This window comes from Marinococcus sp. PL1-022 (assembly GCF_033845285.1).
Classification (GTDB): Bacteria; Bacillota; Bacilli; order Bacillales; family Marinococcaceae; genus Marinococcus.
Map to the genome: position 1 here is coordinate 3,040,896 of NZ_JAWXCX010000001.1, position 15,501 is coordinate 3,056,396.

Here is a 15,501-nt window from a genome sequence, read left to right on the forward strand (position 1 = left end):
ATAGACAAAGCGGATAAATTTTCATTTTCGCAAAAAATTAAAAAATTAATGAAAATATTCGCAACATCTTGTATACTTTGTAAATACAGAGAAAACAGAAATTTTACACAATAAGAACATAAAAGTTTTGGGGAGGTCAACATATCTTATGAAAAAAACAAAAATGACAGTATTAGCTTCTGCATTAATCTCGAGTACAGTACTTGCAGCGTGTTCCGGCGGCGGGGGCGGAGAATCCGGCGGAGACGGCGGTGGTGACGGAGGCGGCGAAGGCCAGGCAAGCGGTGATCAGGTAGTCAACCTGGCGCAGTCGGGTGATATTCCTTCCATGGATCCATCTCTTACTACAGATGAGTTTGGAATACAGTGGACTGGAGAAACTTATGAAGGCCTGTACCGCCTTGGCGAAAATGCGGAAATTACTGATGGTGTTGCTACGGGGGAACCAGAGATTAGTGAAGACGGTACAACATGGACGTTTAACCTTCGGGAAGACTCCACCTGGACGAACGGAGACCCTGTAACAGCCGAAGATTTCGTTTATTCCTGGCAGCGTGCAGTAGACCCGGAAACAGCTTCCGAGTACGGACCTTATATGATGGGCGGTGTTATTGAAAACGCTACTGCCATCAGTGAAGGTGAAATGGAGCCGAGTGAACTCGGGGTAGAGGCGGTAGACGAACATACGCTGGAAGTTTCTCTTGAAAAGCAGACTCCATATTTTGAATCCTTAACAACGTTCCCGACCTTCTATCCATTGAATGAGGAATTTGTTGAAGAGCAGGGCGATGATTATGCGCTCAATCCTGACAACATGCTCACAAACGGACCATTTACGATGGAAGAGTGGAACACTGGAGACAGCATGAAATATGTAAAAAATGAAGATTACTGGGATGCAGACACTGTGCAGCTGGAGGAAATTAACGTACAGGTCGTTAAAGAACCTTCCACAGGGACTAACCTGTATGAAACCGGGGAATTGGATCGAACTGGATTAACCGCAGAATTCGTGGATGAGTACAGCACGGATCAGGATTACCGGGCAGTAGAACAGCCAACCTCCTGGTACGTTAAAATGAACCAGGAAAATGAAATTCTTGCGAACGAAAATACACGTAAAGCCATCCAGATGGCTGTGAACAAAGAGGACTTAACAGAAACTATTCTCAATAATGGTTCAATGCCTCTGGGCGGCTTGATGCCGGGGGACTTCGTCTTCAGCCCTGAAGGAGAAGAGGACTTCCGCGAAGTAAATGGCAACCTCTCAGCAACTGATAAAGAGCAGGCCCAGGAGCTTTGGCAGCAGGGTCTCGAAGAAATTGGCGCCGATAGCGCAGAGCTAGGTTACCTTACAGGTGATACTGAATCAGCTCAAAATATGAGTGCATATATTAAAGAGCAGCTGGAAAACACTCTGGACGGATTGACTGTAAATGTGCAGCAGGTACCGTTCCAGGAGCGTCTCGATCGCGACACAAATATGGAATATGACCTGTTGATGTCCGGTTGGGGACCTGACTATGTGGATCCAAACACATTCATGAACCTGTTTGTCACAGACAGCGGCAACAACCATACTGGGTATTCCAGTGAAGAGTACGATTCCCTGATCGAAGAAGCAAACAACGAATTGGCTGATCAGCCGCAGGAGCGTTGGGACAACTTCCTGGAAGCAGAAAAGCTTCTAATTGAGGAAGACGCAGTAATTGCTCCAATGTACCAGGAGGCTCAGGCGTATCTCTGGAATCCGGCACTCCAGGGTGTTGTCGTAAACTCCGCTGGTCCTGATTTTGAATACAAATGGGCCTACATGAACGAAGACGCCACAGAGGAATAACAACTAAATAAAATAATATTTTCAGGGGGCAAGAGAGTATATCCATAATAATTGGCTTATACTCTCTTTTCCCTTGTATCTAAATCTAAAAGGTTCAAACCATGAATAAACATCGCGACATTTACAAGGAGGAAATATGTATGGCACGTTATATTGCCACTAGAATCGTATACATGGCGATTACCTTATTTATTATCGCCAGTGTTACGTTCTTTTTAATGAAATTGATGCCCGGCACGCCGTTAAGCTCGGCAGACCGGCTGTCGGAATCCCAGCAGCAGATTGTGCTGGAGCAGTACGGATTGGATAAACCAGTGCCGCTTCAATATGTAGACTATATGCTGGGACTTGTGCAGGGAAACTTAGGTATCTCCTTTCAATTTGACAACCGGGAAGTAACCGATATCCTTGGAAATCGGATTGGCCCTTCTCTGCAGCTGGGCATTCAAGCGCTTTTCATCGGTTCGATTTTAGGAGCTCTTTTAGGATTGGTCGCGGCTATTTTTCATAACGGTATTTTAGACTTTGGTTCCACCCTGCTCGCAGTTATTGGAACTTCGATCCCATCCTTTATTTTTGCAGGATTGCTTCAATACTTTTTAGGTGTGCAATGGCAGTTGTTCCCGGTCGCGACATGGGGAACGTTCGCCCATTCAATAATGCCGACAATCGCGCTACTTATATTTCCAATGGCCATTTGTGCGAGATTTATGCGTACAGAAATGCTGGAGGTATTAAACAAAGACTACATCACTACAGCCAGAGCCAAAGGCGTCGGCTGGTCAGCAGTTATTTTCAAGCATGGACTGCGTAACGCCCTGATTCCTTTAATTACGATTTTAGGGCCGCTTGCAGTGAGTCTTTTAACAGGAACTCTCGTTATCGAGCAGATTTTTGCGGTGCCGGGGATCGGGGAACAGTTTGTTACGGCTGTAACGACAAACGATTACCCAATGATTATGGGCACGACGCTGTTTTTTAGTTTCTTATTTGTTTTGATTATTTTAATCATCGATATTCTTTACGGTATCATTGATCCGAGAATCCGCCTGGATGGAGGGAAGTAAAAGTTATGCAGCACGAAAATGATAAAGAAAAAAAATACGACAAAGAACTATTCTCTCCAGCTGATGTACGGGAAGATGATATGGAGCAAATTAACCGTCCAAGCCGGACTTTCTGGCAGGATGCTTTCCGGGCGCTGCGTAAAAACGTAGCGGCGATGATTTCTTTAATAGCATTATTACTCATCGTATTTTTTGCTATCTTCGGTCCAATGATGAATGAATACACCCCGAGAGAACAGGATTTGTCACGGTCGAATTTACCTCCAAAGGTTCCTGTGCTTGAAAATATCGGCTGGTTGGGCATGGACGGCCAGGAAACATATGTTTTTGAAAATATTACAGCGGAGCAGGCTCAAACAAATGCCGAGAGCCGTTTTGGCAATGAAGATTATGTTCAATACGAAACATTAAGCGAAGGCGATGGCTCTGTAGGCTCTGCTCAGGTGCAGGTTAGTGTGGACAGCTATGCGGCAGCCGGAGTAGAAGAAAATAATTTTTGGTTCGGAACGGACCGGTTGGGAAGAGACCAGTGGACAAGGACGTGGGACGGTACAAGAGTTTCCTTGTTCATTGCTCTCATCGCGACGCTGCTTGACTTGTTTATAGGTGTTGCCTACGGCGGTATTTCCGGGTTCTTTGGCGGAAAGACAGATAACATTCTGCAAAGAATACTCGAAGTTCTTTCCGGGATACCGAATTTGGTTATTTTAATTCTGATGATTGTCGTCCTGGATCCAGGTATTCTCTCTATATCGCTTGCGATTGCGATTACCGGGTGGATTGGCATGTCACGTATCGTCCGGGGCGAAATCTTAAAGCTGAAAAACGAAGAATTTGTGCTGGCCTCGCAGACGCTTGGGCTGTCAAATTCGAAAGTAATTACCAAGCACCTTGTGCCGAACACTATGGGCTTAATCATTATCAACACAATGTTTACAATTCCAAACGCGATTTTCTTTGAAGCTTTTCTGAGCTTTATCGGCCTGGGGCTGCAGCCTCCAAATGCCTCGCTCGGGGTGTTGATTGATAACGGCTTTGACGCCCTGCAGACGACGCCGCACGTATTAATATTCCCGGCCGTTGTGCTGTCGGTGTTAATGATTGCCTTTAACATTCTGGCTGACGGTATGCGTGATGCGTTTGATCCGAAGATGCGCGATTAGAATGTGGGAGGAACGAACATGAGTAATGAAACCATTTTAGACGTAAAAAATTTAAGTGTTTCCTTTAAAACACCGAACGGGGAAGTTCAGGCTGTAAGAGATGTCAGCTTTTCGGTCGGAAAAGGGGAGACGCTGGCGATTGTAGGCGAATCCGGATCGGGCAAATCGGTAACGACAAAAGCGCTGATGGGCCTGCTCCCGGCACCGAAGGGGTATATTAAAAACGGCAATATTCTATACGGGGATGAGGATTTTGCCAAGCTGAGCGATAAGCAGATGACCAAATACCGCGGCAAGGATTTTGCGATGATTTTCCAGGATCCAATGACGTCCCTGAACCCGACGATGAAGGTGGGAACGCAGGTGATGGAAGGGCTGCGGATGCACCGCGGCATGAACAAAGAGGAAGCGAAAACAGAAGCGGTACGGCTTTTGGAGCTGGTCCGGATACCGGACGCGAAGGCGAGAATGAATCAGTACCCGCACCAGTTTTCCGGCGGTATGCGTCAGCGGGTGGTAATTGCTATTGCGCTTGCCTGCGATCCGAAGGTGTTGATCGCAGACGAGCCGACAACAGCGCTTGACGTAACGATTCAGGCGCAGATTCTGGATATTATGAAAGACATCCAGGAAGAGTTCGAAACCTCGATCATTTTCATTACGCACGATCTGGGTGTTGTTGCTAACGTAGCGGACCGTGTGGCGGTCATGTACGCCGGTAAAATTGTAGAAATCGGCTCTGTCGATGAGCTTTTTTATAACCCCAAGCACCCTTACACCTGGGGGCTTCTCGGCTCTATGCCGACGGTGGATCAGCGCGAGGAGGAATTGTTTGCCATCCCGGGAACGCCTCCGGATCTGCTTCACCCGCCAAAGGGAGACGCCTTTGCTCCGAGGAACCGGTACGCGTTGAAAATTGATTACGAAGAGCAGCCACCGATGTTTCAGGTTTCAGAGACGCATTACGCGGCCACATGGCTGCTGCACGAAAACTCACCGGACGTACAACCACCCGCCTCAGTACAGCAGCGCATTGACGAGATGGACGGGAAATGGGAGGCAGGACAGTAGATATGAGCGATGAGAAATTACTGGAGATCAAAAATCTGAGTCAGCACTTTAAAACAGGCAGGAAGAGTGTCGTGCGGGCAGTAGATGGCTTGAATTTTGATATATACAAAGGGGAAACATTCGGACTTGTCGGGGAGTCGGGCTGCGGAAAGTCAACGACCGGGCGCTCGATTATCCGCCTGTACGAAGCGACAAGCGGAGAGGTTCTGTTCAAGGGAGAAAACGTTCAGGGAAAAAAATCCAAGTCGGAGCTGAAAAAGTTTAACCGGCAGATGCAGATGATTTTCCAGGATCCATATTCCTCATTGAACCCGCGGATGAAGGTCATTGATATTATTGCGGAAGGCATTGATATTCATGGACTCGCAAAGGATAAAGAAGAGCGTCGCCAGCGCGTGTATGAGCTTCTCGAGACAGTGGGGCTGAGCAGGGAACACGCGGAGCGCTATCCACACGAATTCAGCGGGGGCCAGCGCCAGCGGATCGGCATCGCGCGCGCACTGGCTGTGAAGCCGGAATTTATTATAGCTGACGAGCCTATTTCGGCTCTCGATGTGTCAATTCAGGCACAGGTTGTCAACTTAATGAAAAAGCTTCAGCGGGAAGAGGATTTAACGTACTTGTTTATTGCCCACGATCTGTCCATGGTAAAATATATCAGCGACCGCATCGGTGTCATGTACTTCGGACGGCTTGTAGAGCTTGCTTCGAGTGAAGAACTTTACAAAAATCCGCTGCACCCATATACAAAATCACTTCTATCCGCGATTCCACAGCCCGATCCGGTGCACGAACGCACAAGACGCCGGCTCGCTTATAACCCTGAGGATCATGACCAGAGTGAAGAGCCTGAATTCCGGGAAGTAACAAAGGATCACTACGTGCTGTGCACTAGTAAAGAATTTGAAGAAATGCAGCAGCAGGCACCCGTATAAATTATTTCTCCCCGTTCCGTAAGCCATAGAGGGACGGGGAAAATTTCTTGCTGTATGGGTTGATCAAAGGTTGGGCCTGTGCTATGATTATCGTTGTCAGTCACCAAGCTACATATTTTTCAGCACGGAGGAGTACCCAAGTCTGGCTGAAGGGAGCGGTCTTGAAAACCGCCAGGGGCTTTGCGGCCCGCGGGGGTTCGAATCCCTCCTCCTCCGCCATTAATTTACCAGTGAGAACTGCCCCAGACGGCAGTTTTTTTTAACGCCACTATCCGTTACGAGTGAAAAGAGGGCAGACGGTAATGGATCTACATACATATTGGATGCAGGAAGCCATCCGCGAAGCAGAGCAGGCAGAAGCAGCAGGGGAAGTGCCAATCGGGGCGGTTATCGTTTATCAAAATGAAGTGATCGGACGGGGACGGAACAGGCGGGAGGAAGATCAGCAGGCGTCTGCTCATGCTGAGATGATTGCTATTCAGGAAGCCTGTACGTTTTTAAAAAGCTGGCGGCTTGAAGAGTGTACGCTTTACGTTACGCTTGAGCCGTGCCCGATGTGCGCAGGGGCTATTGTGCAGTCCCGGGTGCCTTCCGTCGTTTTTGGAGCGTATGACCCAAAGGCAGGCTGTGCTGGGACGCTGATGAACCTTCTTCAGGAGGAACGCTTTAATCATCGCTGCGACGTCACCCCTGAAGTTGAAAGCGCCGCCTGTGCAAGCCTTCTCACTTCATTTTTTAGGCGAATGAGAGAGAAGAAAAAGAATAAGCAGCAGAAAAACGGGGAATAGCTTTACAGTCGTTTAATTCTATTTGGAATATAGAAGCAGGTCATGCTATATTTAACAAAATTATTGAATAAACAGGGGGTTTTCCAGTGCGTTCAAATCAATTTACCGTGGAAACGGCGCAGAAGCTATCTGAAAAGCTGAATGTCCCGGCTGAGCAAATCATGCATACACCGCCTCATCTGATTAAAGAAAAAATTGCCGAGTGGGAAGAAAAAGAAGTCGGTAAAGGTCCATATAAATCTATGTCTGCTGATTGAACCTCACCGGTTGCATAATGCTGAAAAAATAGATATACTTATTAATGCGCTTCGATAAGAAGTGCCTAAATAGAGTGAATCCATTTGCCGTGCTAAGTGGGGAGGTAGCGGTGCCCTGTACTTGCAATCCGCTATAGCAAGACCGAATCCCTTTCCGAGGCTTTATTTTTGTAGGGTCTGCCCTGCGTAAGTGGTGTTGACGTCCAGGTTCTGCGCAACGGAAACCCGCGAACCCTGTCAGGTCCGGAAGGAAGCAGCAGTAAGCGGACTCTTCCGTGTGCCGCAGAGCTGCCTGGACCGAGCAAACTGCGCAGGTAACGCTTATGAAAATATTGTCGAAGAAAGGTGCACGGCTCTATAAACATATCAGTTAAACGATTCCGTCTCAGGGGTCGTTTTATTTTTATATTTGCATGCCTCCTCAGGTTGTTTGAGTTTTGAAAATACCTTTATAAATAGGTATAATGAATAGAGGAAGAAACGGAAAAGAAGGGGGGAATATGGTTGGGCCATCAAGCTTTATACCGGATGTGGCGGCCGCAGCTGCTTGAAGACGTAGTAGGTCAGGAACATATTACAAAAACGCTTCAAAACGCCCTCGTTCAGGAAAAATTCTCCCATGCTTACTTATTCAGCGGCCCACGGGGAACAGGAAAAACGAGTGCCGCTAAGATTTTCGCCAAAGCGATTAACTGTGTGCAGGCTCCGACAGCTGAACCATGTAACGAATGTGATGCCTGCAGAGGGATCATGGACGGTTCCGTTGTGGATGTAATAGAAATTGACGCTGCCTCCAATAACGGGGTGGATGAAATTCGTTATATCCGCGAAAACGTGATCGCCGCTCCGAGGGATATCCGTTATAAAGTGTATATTATTGATGAGGTGCACATGCTGTCGACCGGGGCTTTCAATGCGCTGCTGAAAACATTGGAAGAGCCTCCGAAGCATGCTGTTTTTATTTTGGCGACGACGGAGCCGCACAAAATTCCGCTTACGATTGTTTCCCGCTGTCAGCGTTTTGATTTTAAGCGTATCCAGCCCGAGACTCTGGTCGAACGCATGAAATATATACTCGATGAGCAGCAGGAGTCGGCGGAGGAACAGGCGCTCTACCTGATTGCCCGGGCGGCCGAAGGTGGAATGAGGGATGCGCTCAGCCTGCTTGACCAGGCCATGTCGTTTGCTGAGGAAGCGGTGCAGGCAGAGGACGTACTGGCGATCACCGGAGCCGTGTCGCAGCAGTTTTTGACAGATACTGTGCGGGCATTGAAGGAGCAGAATACAGCCGAAGCTGTTCAGGCAGCCGACCGCCTGGTAAAGGAAGGCAAAGATCCTGTTCGCTTTATGGAAGACATTATCTACTATCTCCGGGATATGCTGCTGCATCAGGCAGCGCCGGGGATGCAGGAGCTGCTGGACCGGGCCACGCTCGACCAGGAGTTTGAATCCCTGTCTTCTGACGTCCCGGCAGAATGGATTTATCAGATGATTGATCAGTTAAATAAAATCCATCAGGATATGCGCTGGTCGAGCCATCCTAAAATCTTTCTGGAGGTTGCGCTGATTCAGTCCTGCCATGCCTCTGCCGGTACTACCGCGCCAGCGGCAGAAAGCAGTATTTCAGATGACAGAGCTGCGCGTCTGGAAAACCGCATTGCGTCGCTTGAGAAAGCATTGAAAGAAACACCGGCGCCGCCGGCAGCTCCGGTTCAGGAAGCCCCTGCAGCCGAAGAGCCTAATCCGGAGCCGGCCAGGCGTGCTTCCAAAAAAGGAGCTTCTTCTTCTCCGTCCCAGGGTAAAGTCAGAGAGATCCTAAAAACAGCGACAAAGCAGGACCTGCAGGATCTGGCCAACCAATGGCACAGCGTGATGAATGCGATGCGGGAGAAAAGCGTACCCGGCCACGCCTGGCTGAACAACTCCAAACCAGTGATTGTGAATGAGACAGCCGTACTTTTGGCTTTTAAAAACGAAATGCACCGCAATATGATTGAAACAAAGTTCCGCCAGGAAGTTATCGACGCCCTTCGGGAAATTACAGGAAAAGAATTGGAGCCGTACACGATTCTTTCGAACGAATGGGAAAGGGTTAAAGAAGAGTATAAGCAGACTCAGCAGGAAAACGGTACAGAAGAAGCCGAGGACGAAGAATCCGAAGCTCCGGAAAATTCGCAGGAAGAGCCGCCGGATCCACTGGTGGATGAAGCAGTGAAGCGCTTCGGCTCTGAATTTGTCGAAGTTGTGGATCACTAATATGAGGAGGAATTTATAATGAAAAACCAGGCAAATATGATGAAGCAGATGCAGAAAATGCAGAAGGATATGCAGAAGGCTCAGGAAGAACTGAAGGAAAAATCAGTAGAAGCAACAGCCGGCGGCGGAGCGGTAAAAGTAGTGGCTTCCGGAGACAAGCAGATTTTAGACATTGAGATTGACGAAGATGTTGTCGATCCGGACGATGTGGAAATGCTTCAGGACCTCATGCTTGCAGCAATGAACGAAGCGCTGAAGAAGGTGGATGAGCTCGTTGAGCAGGACATGGGGAAATTTACTAAAGGAATGAACATTCCCGGAATGTTCTAGGAGGAGATCAGGTGCAGTATCCGACACCTATTTCGCAATTAATCGACAGCTTTATGAAGCTGCCCGGCATCGGCCCGAAAACGGCTGGCCGGCTGGCCTTTTATGTATTAGATATGAAAGAAGACGATGTTCTCGAGTTTGCTAAAGCGCTTGTTAACGCAAAGCGGGAGCTTACGTATTGTTCGGTCTGCCACCATATTACTGATACGGATCCGTGTTATATCTGTCAGGATAAGCAGCGCGACCGCTCTATTGTGTGCGTCGTGCAGGACGTCAAAGACGTTATAGCGATGGAAAAAATGCGGGAGTTTTCAGGGCTGTACCACGTGCTGCACGGGGCGATTTCCCCTATGGACGGCGTCGGGCCTGAGGACATTAACGTGCCGGATCTGTTGACCCGGCTGCAGGATGAGCAGATTCAGGAAGTGATCATCGCGACGAACCCTACGATCGAGGGAGAAGCTACAGCCATGTATATTTCGAAGCTGCTGAAGCCGACCGGCATGAAGGTGACAAGAATTGCTCATGGCCTGCCGATCGGCGGAGACCTGGAATACGCTGATGAAGTAACATTATCAAAAGCGATTGAAGGACGTCGCGAGCTGTAGGGGGATCTGTATGCCACTGAAAAAAAAGCTGAAAAAACAGGAGCTCGAACGGCTGAAGGACCATATTTACGCTGCGAAGGAAAAAATGGAGCAGTACCAGCAGCTGTTGAACAAAAGCGTGGAGCCATCGGAAGAGCTTACGATTCAGTTCAAAATTCATCAGGCCAAATACGTTTTTTTGCTCAAAGAAGCAAGACATCAGAGATATGAAGTAAAAACGAGTCCGTTTACCGGACATTAATACAAACAAGCCGTTTTAGGCTTCTGGTATGCCCAGAACCTGGAGCGGCTTTTTACATAATAGGAAACACTCAGATTAAGAAAGTAGATATTATTCAAATTTTGTTATATTACTTCATGGAAAGGCAGATGATACGATTGTTTTTGAAAGCGATTACATTAATGAGGGGGATAAATCATGGGGAGTACATGGAAAAAGCCGGTGGCGGCTTCATTGGCTGGCGTACTGGCACTTGGGGGGCTGGCTGCCTGCGGAAATGACAGCGGCAGCGGCGGAGATGACGATGTGGTCACGCTCAGCTACTGGAAATCGGCTGATACAGGCCGCCCTGACTTTGAAGCATTCATGGAAGTAGTAAATAAATTCAATGATGAGCATGAGGATATTCAACTGGATGTAAATACAACACCGAACGACGATTATCGTACAAGGTTGAACACACGGGCCGCTGGCGGGGACCTGCCGGATGTGTTCCAGGTGTGGCCGGGAGCAGAGCTGCGACCGCTTGTAGAAGCCGGAGCGGTGGAGCCAATCGATGATATTGAAGATTACTGGCTTGACAGCGGTTTGCTGGAGGAAGGCTCCTTTGACGAATTTACTATAGAAGACAACACATACGCAGTACCGGTGAATAGTAACCCGACCCATTTTATATACTATAACAAGGATATGCTGAGTAAAGCAGGGTATGACAGCTTTCCTGAAGATTACGACGGATTTCTGCAGCTTATTGAAGATTTAAAGGATGAAGAGGTAACTCCAATCTCCCTTGGGAATTCAGGAGGATGGGTGTTGCAGTCAGTCTACATTTCAACTATAGCGGATCGATTTACAGGTCCTGACTTCCTGGAGGACGTGGAAAATGGAGATAGAAAATTTACTGATCCCGAGTTTATTCAGGGTCTTGAAGTCATCGAAGAATTAAATAACATGGAAGCGTTTAATAATGATTTGAATACGATTGACAGCATGCAGATGATAGACCAGTTTCTGCAGGAGGAGTCCGCCATGGTAATGGACGGCAACTGGGCGGCTACTGAAATTATCGAAAATAAACAGGAAGATCAGGATATCGGTATTACTACTATTCCTTTAGGGGATCGTAACAGTATCTCAAATACTATGGGAAGTGCGAGCGCGATTAACAGTGATATCTCTGACGAGAAAAAAGAAGCAGCCAAGGAATTCTTAAAATGGCTTTACAACGAAGAGTTGTTTAAAGAGCTTCAATCTGTAGGCCGGATTGTGCCAACGAATGTAGAAAATCCAAATGATGAACTGGATCCGCTAATAAATGAAATGATGGAAATTACGCAGGAAGCCGAAAATGCGCCGGTGTATGACGCCACTCTTACACCGAGTTTAAATGATGAATTGGAAAATCAACTCCAGGCTTTAACACTTGGGGAAGCAACGCCGGAAGAAATCGGTGAAGCTCTGCAAAAAGAAGTAGAGTAGTTCAGCCTATCTGCCCGTTAAAGATAATTTCGTATATACTAGGTAAAAGGAGGATGACCGAATTTCAGGTTTATCCTTCTTTTTGTTCAGAGAAAGGAGGGCGGATGCAGTGCGTAAAAAGCTTCAAGTAAAGGACTGGAGTCTCAAAACAAAATCAACCATCATATTTCTCTGTCTGGCTACACTTCCTATTTTAGCAGTAAGCGTTATCTTTTTTTATCAGTCCAACAACATTCTGCGCCAGCAGGCACTGGAAACCTCCAATCAAAATCTTTCCTCCATTGAAGCTGATTTAAATAATACAATGAGAGAGATTGAAGATATCTCGGAATACATTATATATAATAATGAATTTTATCAGTATTTGACTTTGGAAGACGGGGAGGCCACGGTGGAAGAATTCAGCAACATGAATGAAAATCTGCGTGCATTCTTCACCTTCCATTTAACAAATAAAAGCTACTTCCAGTCTGTTTTTATTGAAGGGGAAAATGGTCGCTCCATTATGATGGGGGACTATATTGAAAATGAAAATAAAAAGTGGATCAAGGCTTCGAGAGAACTGGAGGGCCGCGTGCTGTGGACAGATCCATATGAAGTGCAGACAGGTTTTCCGGCAGAAGAGAAAAAAGTGATCAGCCTGTTTCGCCAGATTAACAGCCGGTATGATTTTACGAATTCAATAGGGGAGGTGCGAATCCACCTAAATGAGCAGCAATTGTATGATTATTTAATGAGTGATCTGGAAAATGACTCCAGCGACTTATTTGTACTGAGAGAAGATGGTACATTGATGCTTCATGCAGACAAAGAAACCGCCGGATGCTCTTTTTCCGACCAAACCCTTATGCGGCGGATAAAAAACGAACAGGAGGAGCCCTTTAAATACAGCTACAACGGTGAAGATTATTACGTTTCTTCCAAGCAGCTCGAAGATTTATATCTTGTCTCCATGGTGAAGGAATCGTATATAGCAACAGAGCTTTCTAACGTTCGCCACATTACTGCCGGTATTATTATTGGCACCATTCTTTTGAGTATCCTTGTCATCATAGGCTTTTTCATGTTTGTTTTGAAGCCTATCGGAGCCTTAACACGAGAAATTAAAAGGGTGGAAAAGGGTGATTTTACTGCCCGTGTGGAAGTGGCTTCCAAAGATGAAATCGGTACATTAAGCAGACGCTTCAACCGAATGGTGCAGGAAATTCAATCACTGATTAATACAAAATATAAATTGGAGCTTAAGACAAAGGAATCAGAGCTGAAGGCGATGCAGAGTCAGATCAATCCGCATTTTCTATACAACACCCTGGACATGATCCGATGGTCAGCGAGGCTGGAAAAAGCCCCAGACACTGGTAAAAGCATTGAAGATCTTTCCCGGATTTTCCGGCATACGTTAAGCAAGGGCAACACCTGGGTGGACCTTGAGGATGAATTAATGAGTACGAAGAGTTATTTGGAGCTTCAAAAACGAAGAATGGGGGCAAAACTTCATTATTCCTTATTTGTAGAAACGGGACTGGAGAAGGTGCCGGTAATGAAAATGATTGTGCAGCCCTTAATTGAAAACAGCATTGAGCATGGGATGGGGGCAAATAAGCAGACCATCCATATCGATGTCCGGGCTTACCGGATGGAGGAGAAGCTTATTATAGACGTTATAGACAACGGTCTTGGCATTGGAGCCTTAAATATTAAAGAGTTAAAAAGCAGCTCTCCTAAATCGCGTCAGGGATTTGCGCTGCAAAATATTGAGAAGCGTATTACCAACACGTACGGAGAGGCATTTGGTTTGAACATAGTGCCGGTAAAGACAGGCACGCATATTCAAATACGTTTTCCTGTTTTAAAAGAAAAAAATAATGAATTGCACCTCAACCAGGAGGAGGGGGAGGAAAATGACAACGAAAATACTGATCGTGGACGATGAACCTATGATCTGTGAAGGACTTTCTCAAACGATTGATTGGGAAAGCATCGGTGTGAAGGTGGAAGGTGTAGCTTATGATGGTATCGAGGCGTTGGATATATTAAATGAACAAACAATAGACATCGTTCTTACGGATATTACGATGCCTAATATGGATGGGCTTGCTTTAACAGAAGAATTGACAGCGCTTCATCCGGGAGTAGAAGTGATCATGTTCAGTGGATATGACGAATTTGAATACGCCAGGCAGGCTCTCCGCCTGGGAGTGAATGATTTTTTACTGAAGCCGATTAACATTGAAGAGCTGTTAACAATCGTAAAACGACTTCAGCACAAAAAACATTATGCTGGTAACGACCATAATGACCCGGGGGAGAAGCTGAAGCTCGCGGTGCAAAAACAGCTTTTCCGCCACCATGTTACAGCTGAAGAAATGATTCGGTGGGAAGAACAGTACAAAAGCTGTTACGTAGTGGTTGCAGAAATAAAAGGGTATGCCCAGGGGAAAGAAAAGATGGAAAAAGAAGGGCAGAAAGAGCAGTTAATGCAGATGATTGAAGAAAATCTGGCACGGTGGACCAAGCAATTCGCCCGTGTATGGAGGCATGAAAATGAATGGATATATATATGCTGCGGGGATGACTCAGACTCTTCAATAAAGAAGGAACGGATAACGAAATTGCAAAAGCAAATCGAAGAGAAAGGGATAAACGTTCATGCAGCGGTCTCTGCTTCGGGCCCTTTTCAGGATATACGAGTGCTATATGAACAAGCCGATACATTTATAACCAGCATCAGAGGCACCTCTAAAAGCGCTATATCCGGACCGGATGAAAAAATACAGGAGCCCTCCCTGCCTGCTGCAAAAGCATTTCAGGATCAACTGGCCGTTTTTGTTATGGAAGGGCGGACTGGAGAGGCAAAAGAACTGGTACAGGAAGTATTTGACGAATTAATTGAAAAAGATACAGGTGTTGAACCAGCATTCCGTATGATGAGGGAGCTTGAAGTAATAATAAAAAACAAGGTGTTTTCCCAAATTCGGGAGCGGACGTTTGATATAAACGAGTTTAAGCTTCAGCAGGACGTCGATACGCGTATTTATAATACAGCCGAGGATATTCAAAGCTTCTTCATGGAGGATATGCTTCGCATGGCCGGAGCTTTATCAAACAGAAAAGAAACCAATTGGATCATTGATCAGGTGCTCAGCTACATGAAGCATAATTATCAGCACGACCTGCAGGCAAAAACGATCGCTGAAGATCACTTTATTACTCCAAATTATTTCAGTATATTATTCAAGCAGGAAACAGGATTGAGCTTTTCAGATTATTTAAATACGCTCCGCATCGAAAAAGCCTCAGAGCTGCTGGTCACTACTTCTAACCGGGTATTTGAGATTGCCGAATATGTCGGCTACAGCGAGTATAAATATTTTGTGAAGGTGTTCAAGAAATATAAGGGAACGACCCCTACGCAGTACCGGGCTATGCATACAACAAATATTCAATAAATGTGGATATTATGTTAAAAAAGTCGATTTTTTGTATC

At 46.4% G+C, this 15,501-nt stretch carries 14 protein-coding genes, 1 tRNA gene and 1 other RNA gene; all 16 read left to right on the plus strand.

The genetic code is table 11. The annotated features are described in order from the left end of the window. Positions 1 to 148: 148 nt before the first annotated feature. The 16 genes from SIC45_RS15555 to SIC45_RS15630 all read left to right on the plus strand — a co-directional run bounded on the left by SIC45_RS15555 (position 149) and on the right by SIC45_RS15630 (position 15,463). A complete protein-coding gene (locus SIC45_RS15555; protein ID WP_319632848.1) occupies positions 149 to 1,840 on the plus strand; it encodes a peptide ABC transporter substrate-binding protein in 1,692 nt (563 codons plus the stop codon). Positions 1,841 to 1,980: 140 nt separating this feature from the next. Next, complete coding sequence (gene opp3b, locus SIC45_RS15560; RefSeq protein WP_319632849.1) at positions 1,981 to 2,907, plus strand: oligopeptide ABC transporter permease; 927 nt, start codon at positions 1,981 to 1,983, stop codon at positions 2,905 to 2,907. Between the two features lie 5 nt (positions 2,908 to 2,912). Beyond that, positions 2,913 to 4,070: an oligopeptide ABC transporter permease gene (opp3C, locus tag SIC45_RS15565; RefSeq protein WP_298786836.1), complete on the plus strand. Its 1,158-nt coding sequence runs from the start codon at positions 2,913 to 2,915 to the stop codon at positions 4,068 to 4,070. An 18-nt stretch (positions 4,071 to 4,088) separates the two neighbouring features. Further along, positions 4,089 to 5,141: an ABC transporter ATP-binding protein gene (locus SIC45_RS15570; protein WP_298786838.1), complete on the plus strand. Its 1,053-nt coding sequence runs from the start codon at positions 4,089 to 4,091 to the stop codon at positions 5,139 to 5,141. Positions 5,142 to 5,143: 2 nt separating this feature from the next. Continuing rightward, positions 5,144 to 6,076: an ABC transporter ATP-binding protein gene (locus SIC45_RS15575; protein ID WP_319632850.1), complete on the plus strand. Its 933-nt coding sequence runs from the start codon at positions 5,144 to 5,146 to the stop codon at positions 6,074 to 6,076. Positions 6,077 to 6,202: 126 nt separating this feature from the next. Further along, positions 6,203 to 6,295 (plus strand) — tRNA-Ser (locus SIC45_RS15580). Positions 6,296 to 6,378: 83 nt separating this feature from the next. Beyond that, positions 6,379 to 6,864: a tRNA adenosine(34) deaminase TadA gene (gene tadA / locus SIC45_RS15585; RefSeq protein WP_319632851.1), complete on the plus strand. Its 486-nt coding sequence runs from the start codon at positions 6,379 to 6,381 to the stop codon at positions 6,862 to 6,864. A gap of 86 nt (positions 6,865 to 6,950) precedes the next feature. Further along, on the plus strand, positions 6,951 to 7,121 hold the full coding sequence (locus SIC45_RS15590) for a YycC family protein (protein WP_298786843.1): 171 nt from the start codon (positions 6,951 to 6,953) through the stop codon (positions 7,119 to 7,121). Between the two features lie 87 nt (positions 7,122 to 7,208). Beyond that, an RNA gene (gene ffs / locus SIC45_RS15595) (signal recognition particle sRNA large type) lies at positions 7,209 to 7,474 on the plus strand. A gap of 151 nt (positions 7,475 to 7,625) precedes the next feature. After that, positions 7,626 to 9,377, plus strand: coding sequence for a DNA polymerase III subunit gamma/tau (dnaX, locus tag SIC45_RS15600; RefSeq protein WP_319632852.1), 1,752 nt, complete (start codon positions 7,626 to 7,628; stop codon positions 9,375 to 9,377). A gap of 18 nt (positions 9,378 to 9,395) precedes the next feature. Beyond that, a complete protein-coding gene (locus tag SIC45_RS15605) occupies positions 9,396 to 9,707 on the plus strand; it encodes a YbaB/EbfC family nucleoid-associated protein (RefSeq protein WP_022792923.1) in 312 nt (103 codons plus the stop codon). An 11-nt stretch (positions 9,708 to 9,718) separates the two neighbouring features. Next, on the plus strand, positions 9,719 to 10,315 hold the full coding sequence (gene recR, locus SIC45_RS15610) for a recombination mediator RecR (RefSeq protein WP_091615138.1): 597 nt from the start codon (positions 9,719 to 9,721) through the stop codon (positions 10,313 to 10,315). A 10-nt stretch (positions 10,316 to 10,325) separates the two neighbouring features. Further along, positions 10,326 to 10,556 (plus strand): YaaL family protein, encoded by a 231-nt coding sequence (locus SIC45_RS15615; protein WP_298786850.1) that lies wholly within the window; start codon positions 10,326 to 10,328, stop codon positions 10,554 to 10,556. A gap of 177 nt (positions 10,557 to 10,733) precedes the next feature. Beyond that, positions 10,734 to 12,014, plus strand: a complete 1,281-nt coding sequence (locus tag SIC45_RS15620) for an ABC transporter substrate-binding protein (RefSeq protein ID WP_298786852.1) — start codon at positions 10,734 to 10,736, stop codon at positions 12,012 to 12,014. Positions 12,015 to 12,123: 109 nt separating this feature from the next. After that, positions 12,124 to 13,947: a sensor histidine kinase gene (locus tag SIC45_RS15625; RefSeq protein WP_319632853.1), complete on the plus strand. Its 1,824-nt coding sequence runs from the start codon at positions 12,124 to 12,126 to the stop codon at positions 13,945 to 13,947. Next, positions 13,916 to 15,463 (plus strand): response regulator, encoded by a 1,548-nt coding sequence (locus SIC45_RS15630; protein WP_319632854.1) that lies wholly within the window; start codon positions 13,916 to 13,918, stop codon positions 15,461 to 15,463. The genes SIC45_RS15625 and SIC45_RS15630 overlap by 32 nt, the downstream gene beginning before the upstream one ends. Positions 15,464 to 15,501: the final 38 nt, after the last annotated feature.

Bases quoted from the DNA above. Each gene is read 5' to 3' on its own strand.
- SIC45_RS15605 (WP_022792923.1), top strand. From the start codon at position 9,396: ATGAAAAACCAGGCAAATATGATGAAGCAGATGCAGAAAATGCAGAAG.
- SIC45_RS15620 (WP_298786852.1), top strand. From the start codon at position 10,734: ATGGGGAGTACATGGAAAAAGCCGGTGGCGGCTTCATTGGCTGGCGTA.
- SIC45_RS15555 (WP_319632848.1), top strand. From the start codon at position 149: ATGAAAAAAACAAAAATGACAGTATTAGCTTCTGCATTAATCTCGAGT.
- opp3b (WP_319632849.1), top strand. From the start codon at position 1,981: ATGGCACGTTATATTGCCACTAGAATCGTATACATGGCGATTACCTTA.
- SIC45_RS15570 (WP_298786838.1), top strand. From the start codon at position 4,089: ATGAGTAATGAAACCATTTTAGACGTAAAAAATTTAAGTGTTTCCTTT.
- tadA (WP_319632851.1), top strand. From the start codon at position 6,379: ATGGATCTACATACATATTGGATGCAGGAAGCCATCCGCGAAGCAGAG.
- SIC45_RS15630 (WP_319632854.1), top strand. From the start codon at position 13,916: ATGACAACGAAAATACTGATCGTGGACGATGAACCTATGATCTGTGAA.
- SIC45_RS15615 (WP_298786850.1), top strand. From the start codon at position 10,326: ATGCCACTGAAAAAAAAGCTGAAAAAACAGGAGCTCGAACGGCTGAAG.
- opp3C (WP_298786836.1), top strand. From the start codon at position 2,913: ATGCAGCACGAAAATGATAAAGAAAAAAAATACGACAAAGAACTATTC.
- SIC45_RS15575 (WP_319632850.1), top strand. From the start codon at position 5,144: ATGAGCGATGAGAAATTACTGGAGATCAAAAATCTGAGTCAGCACTTT.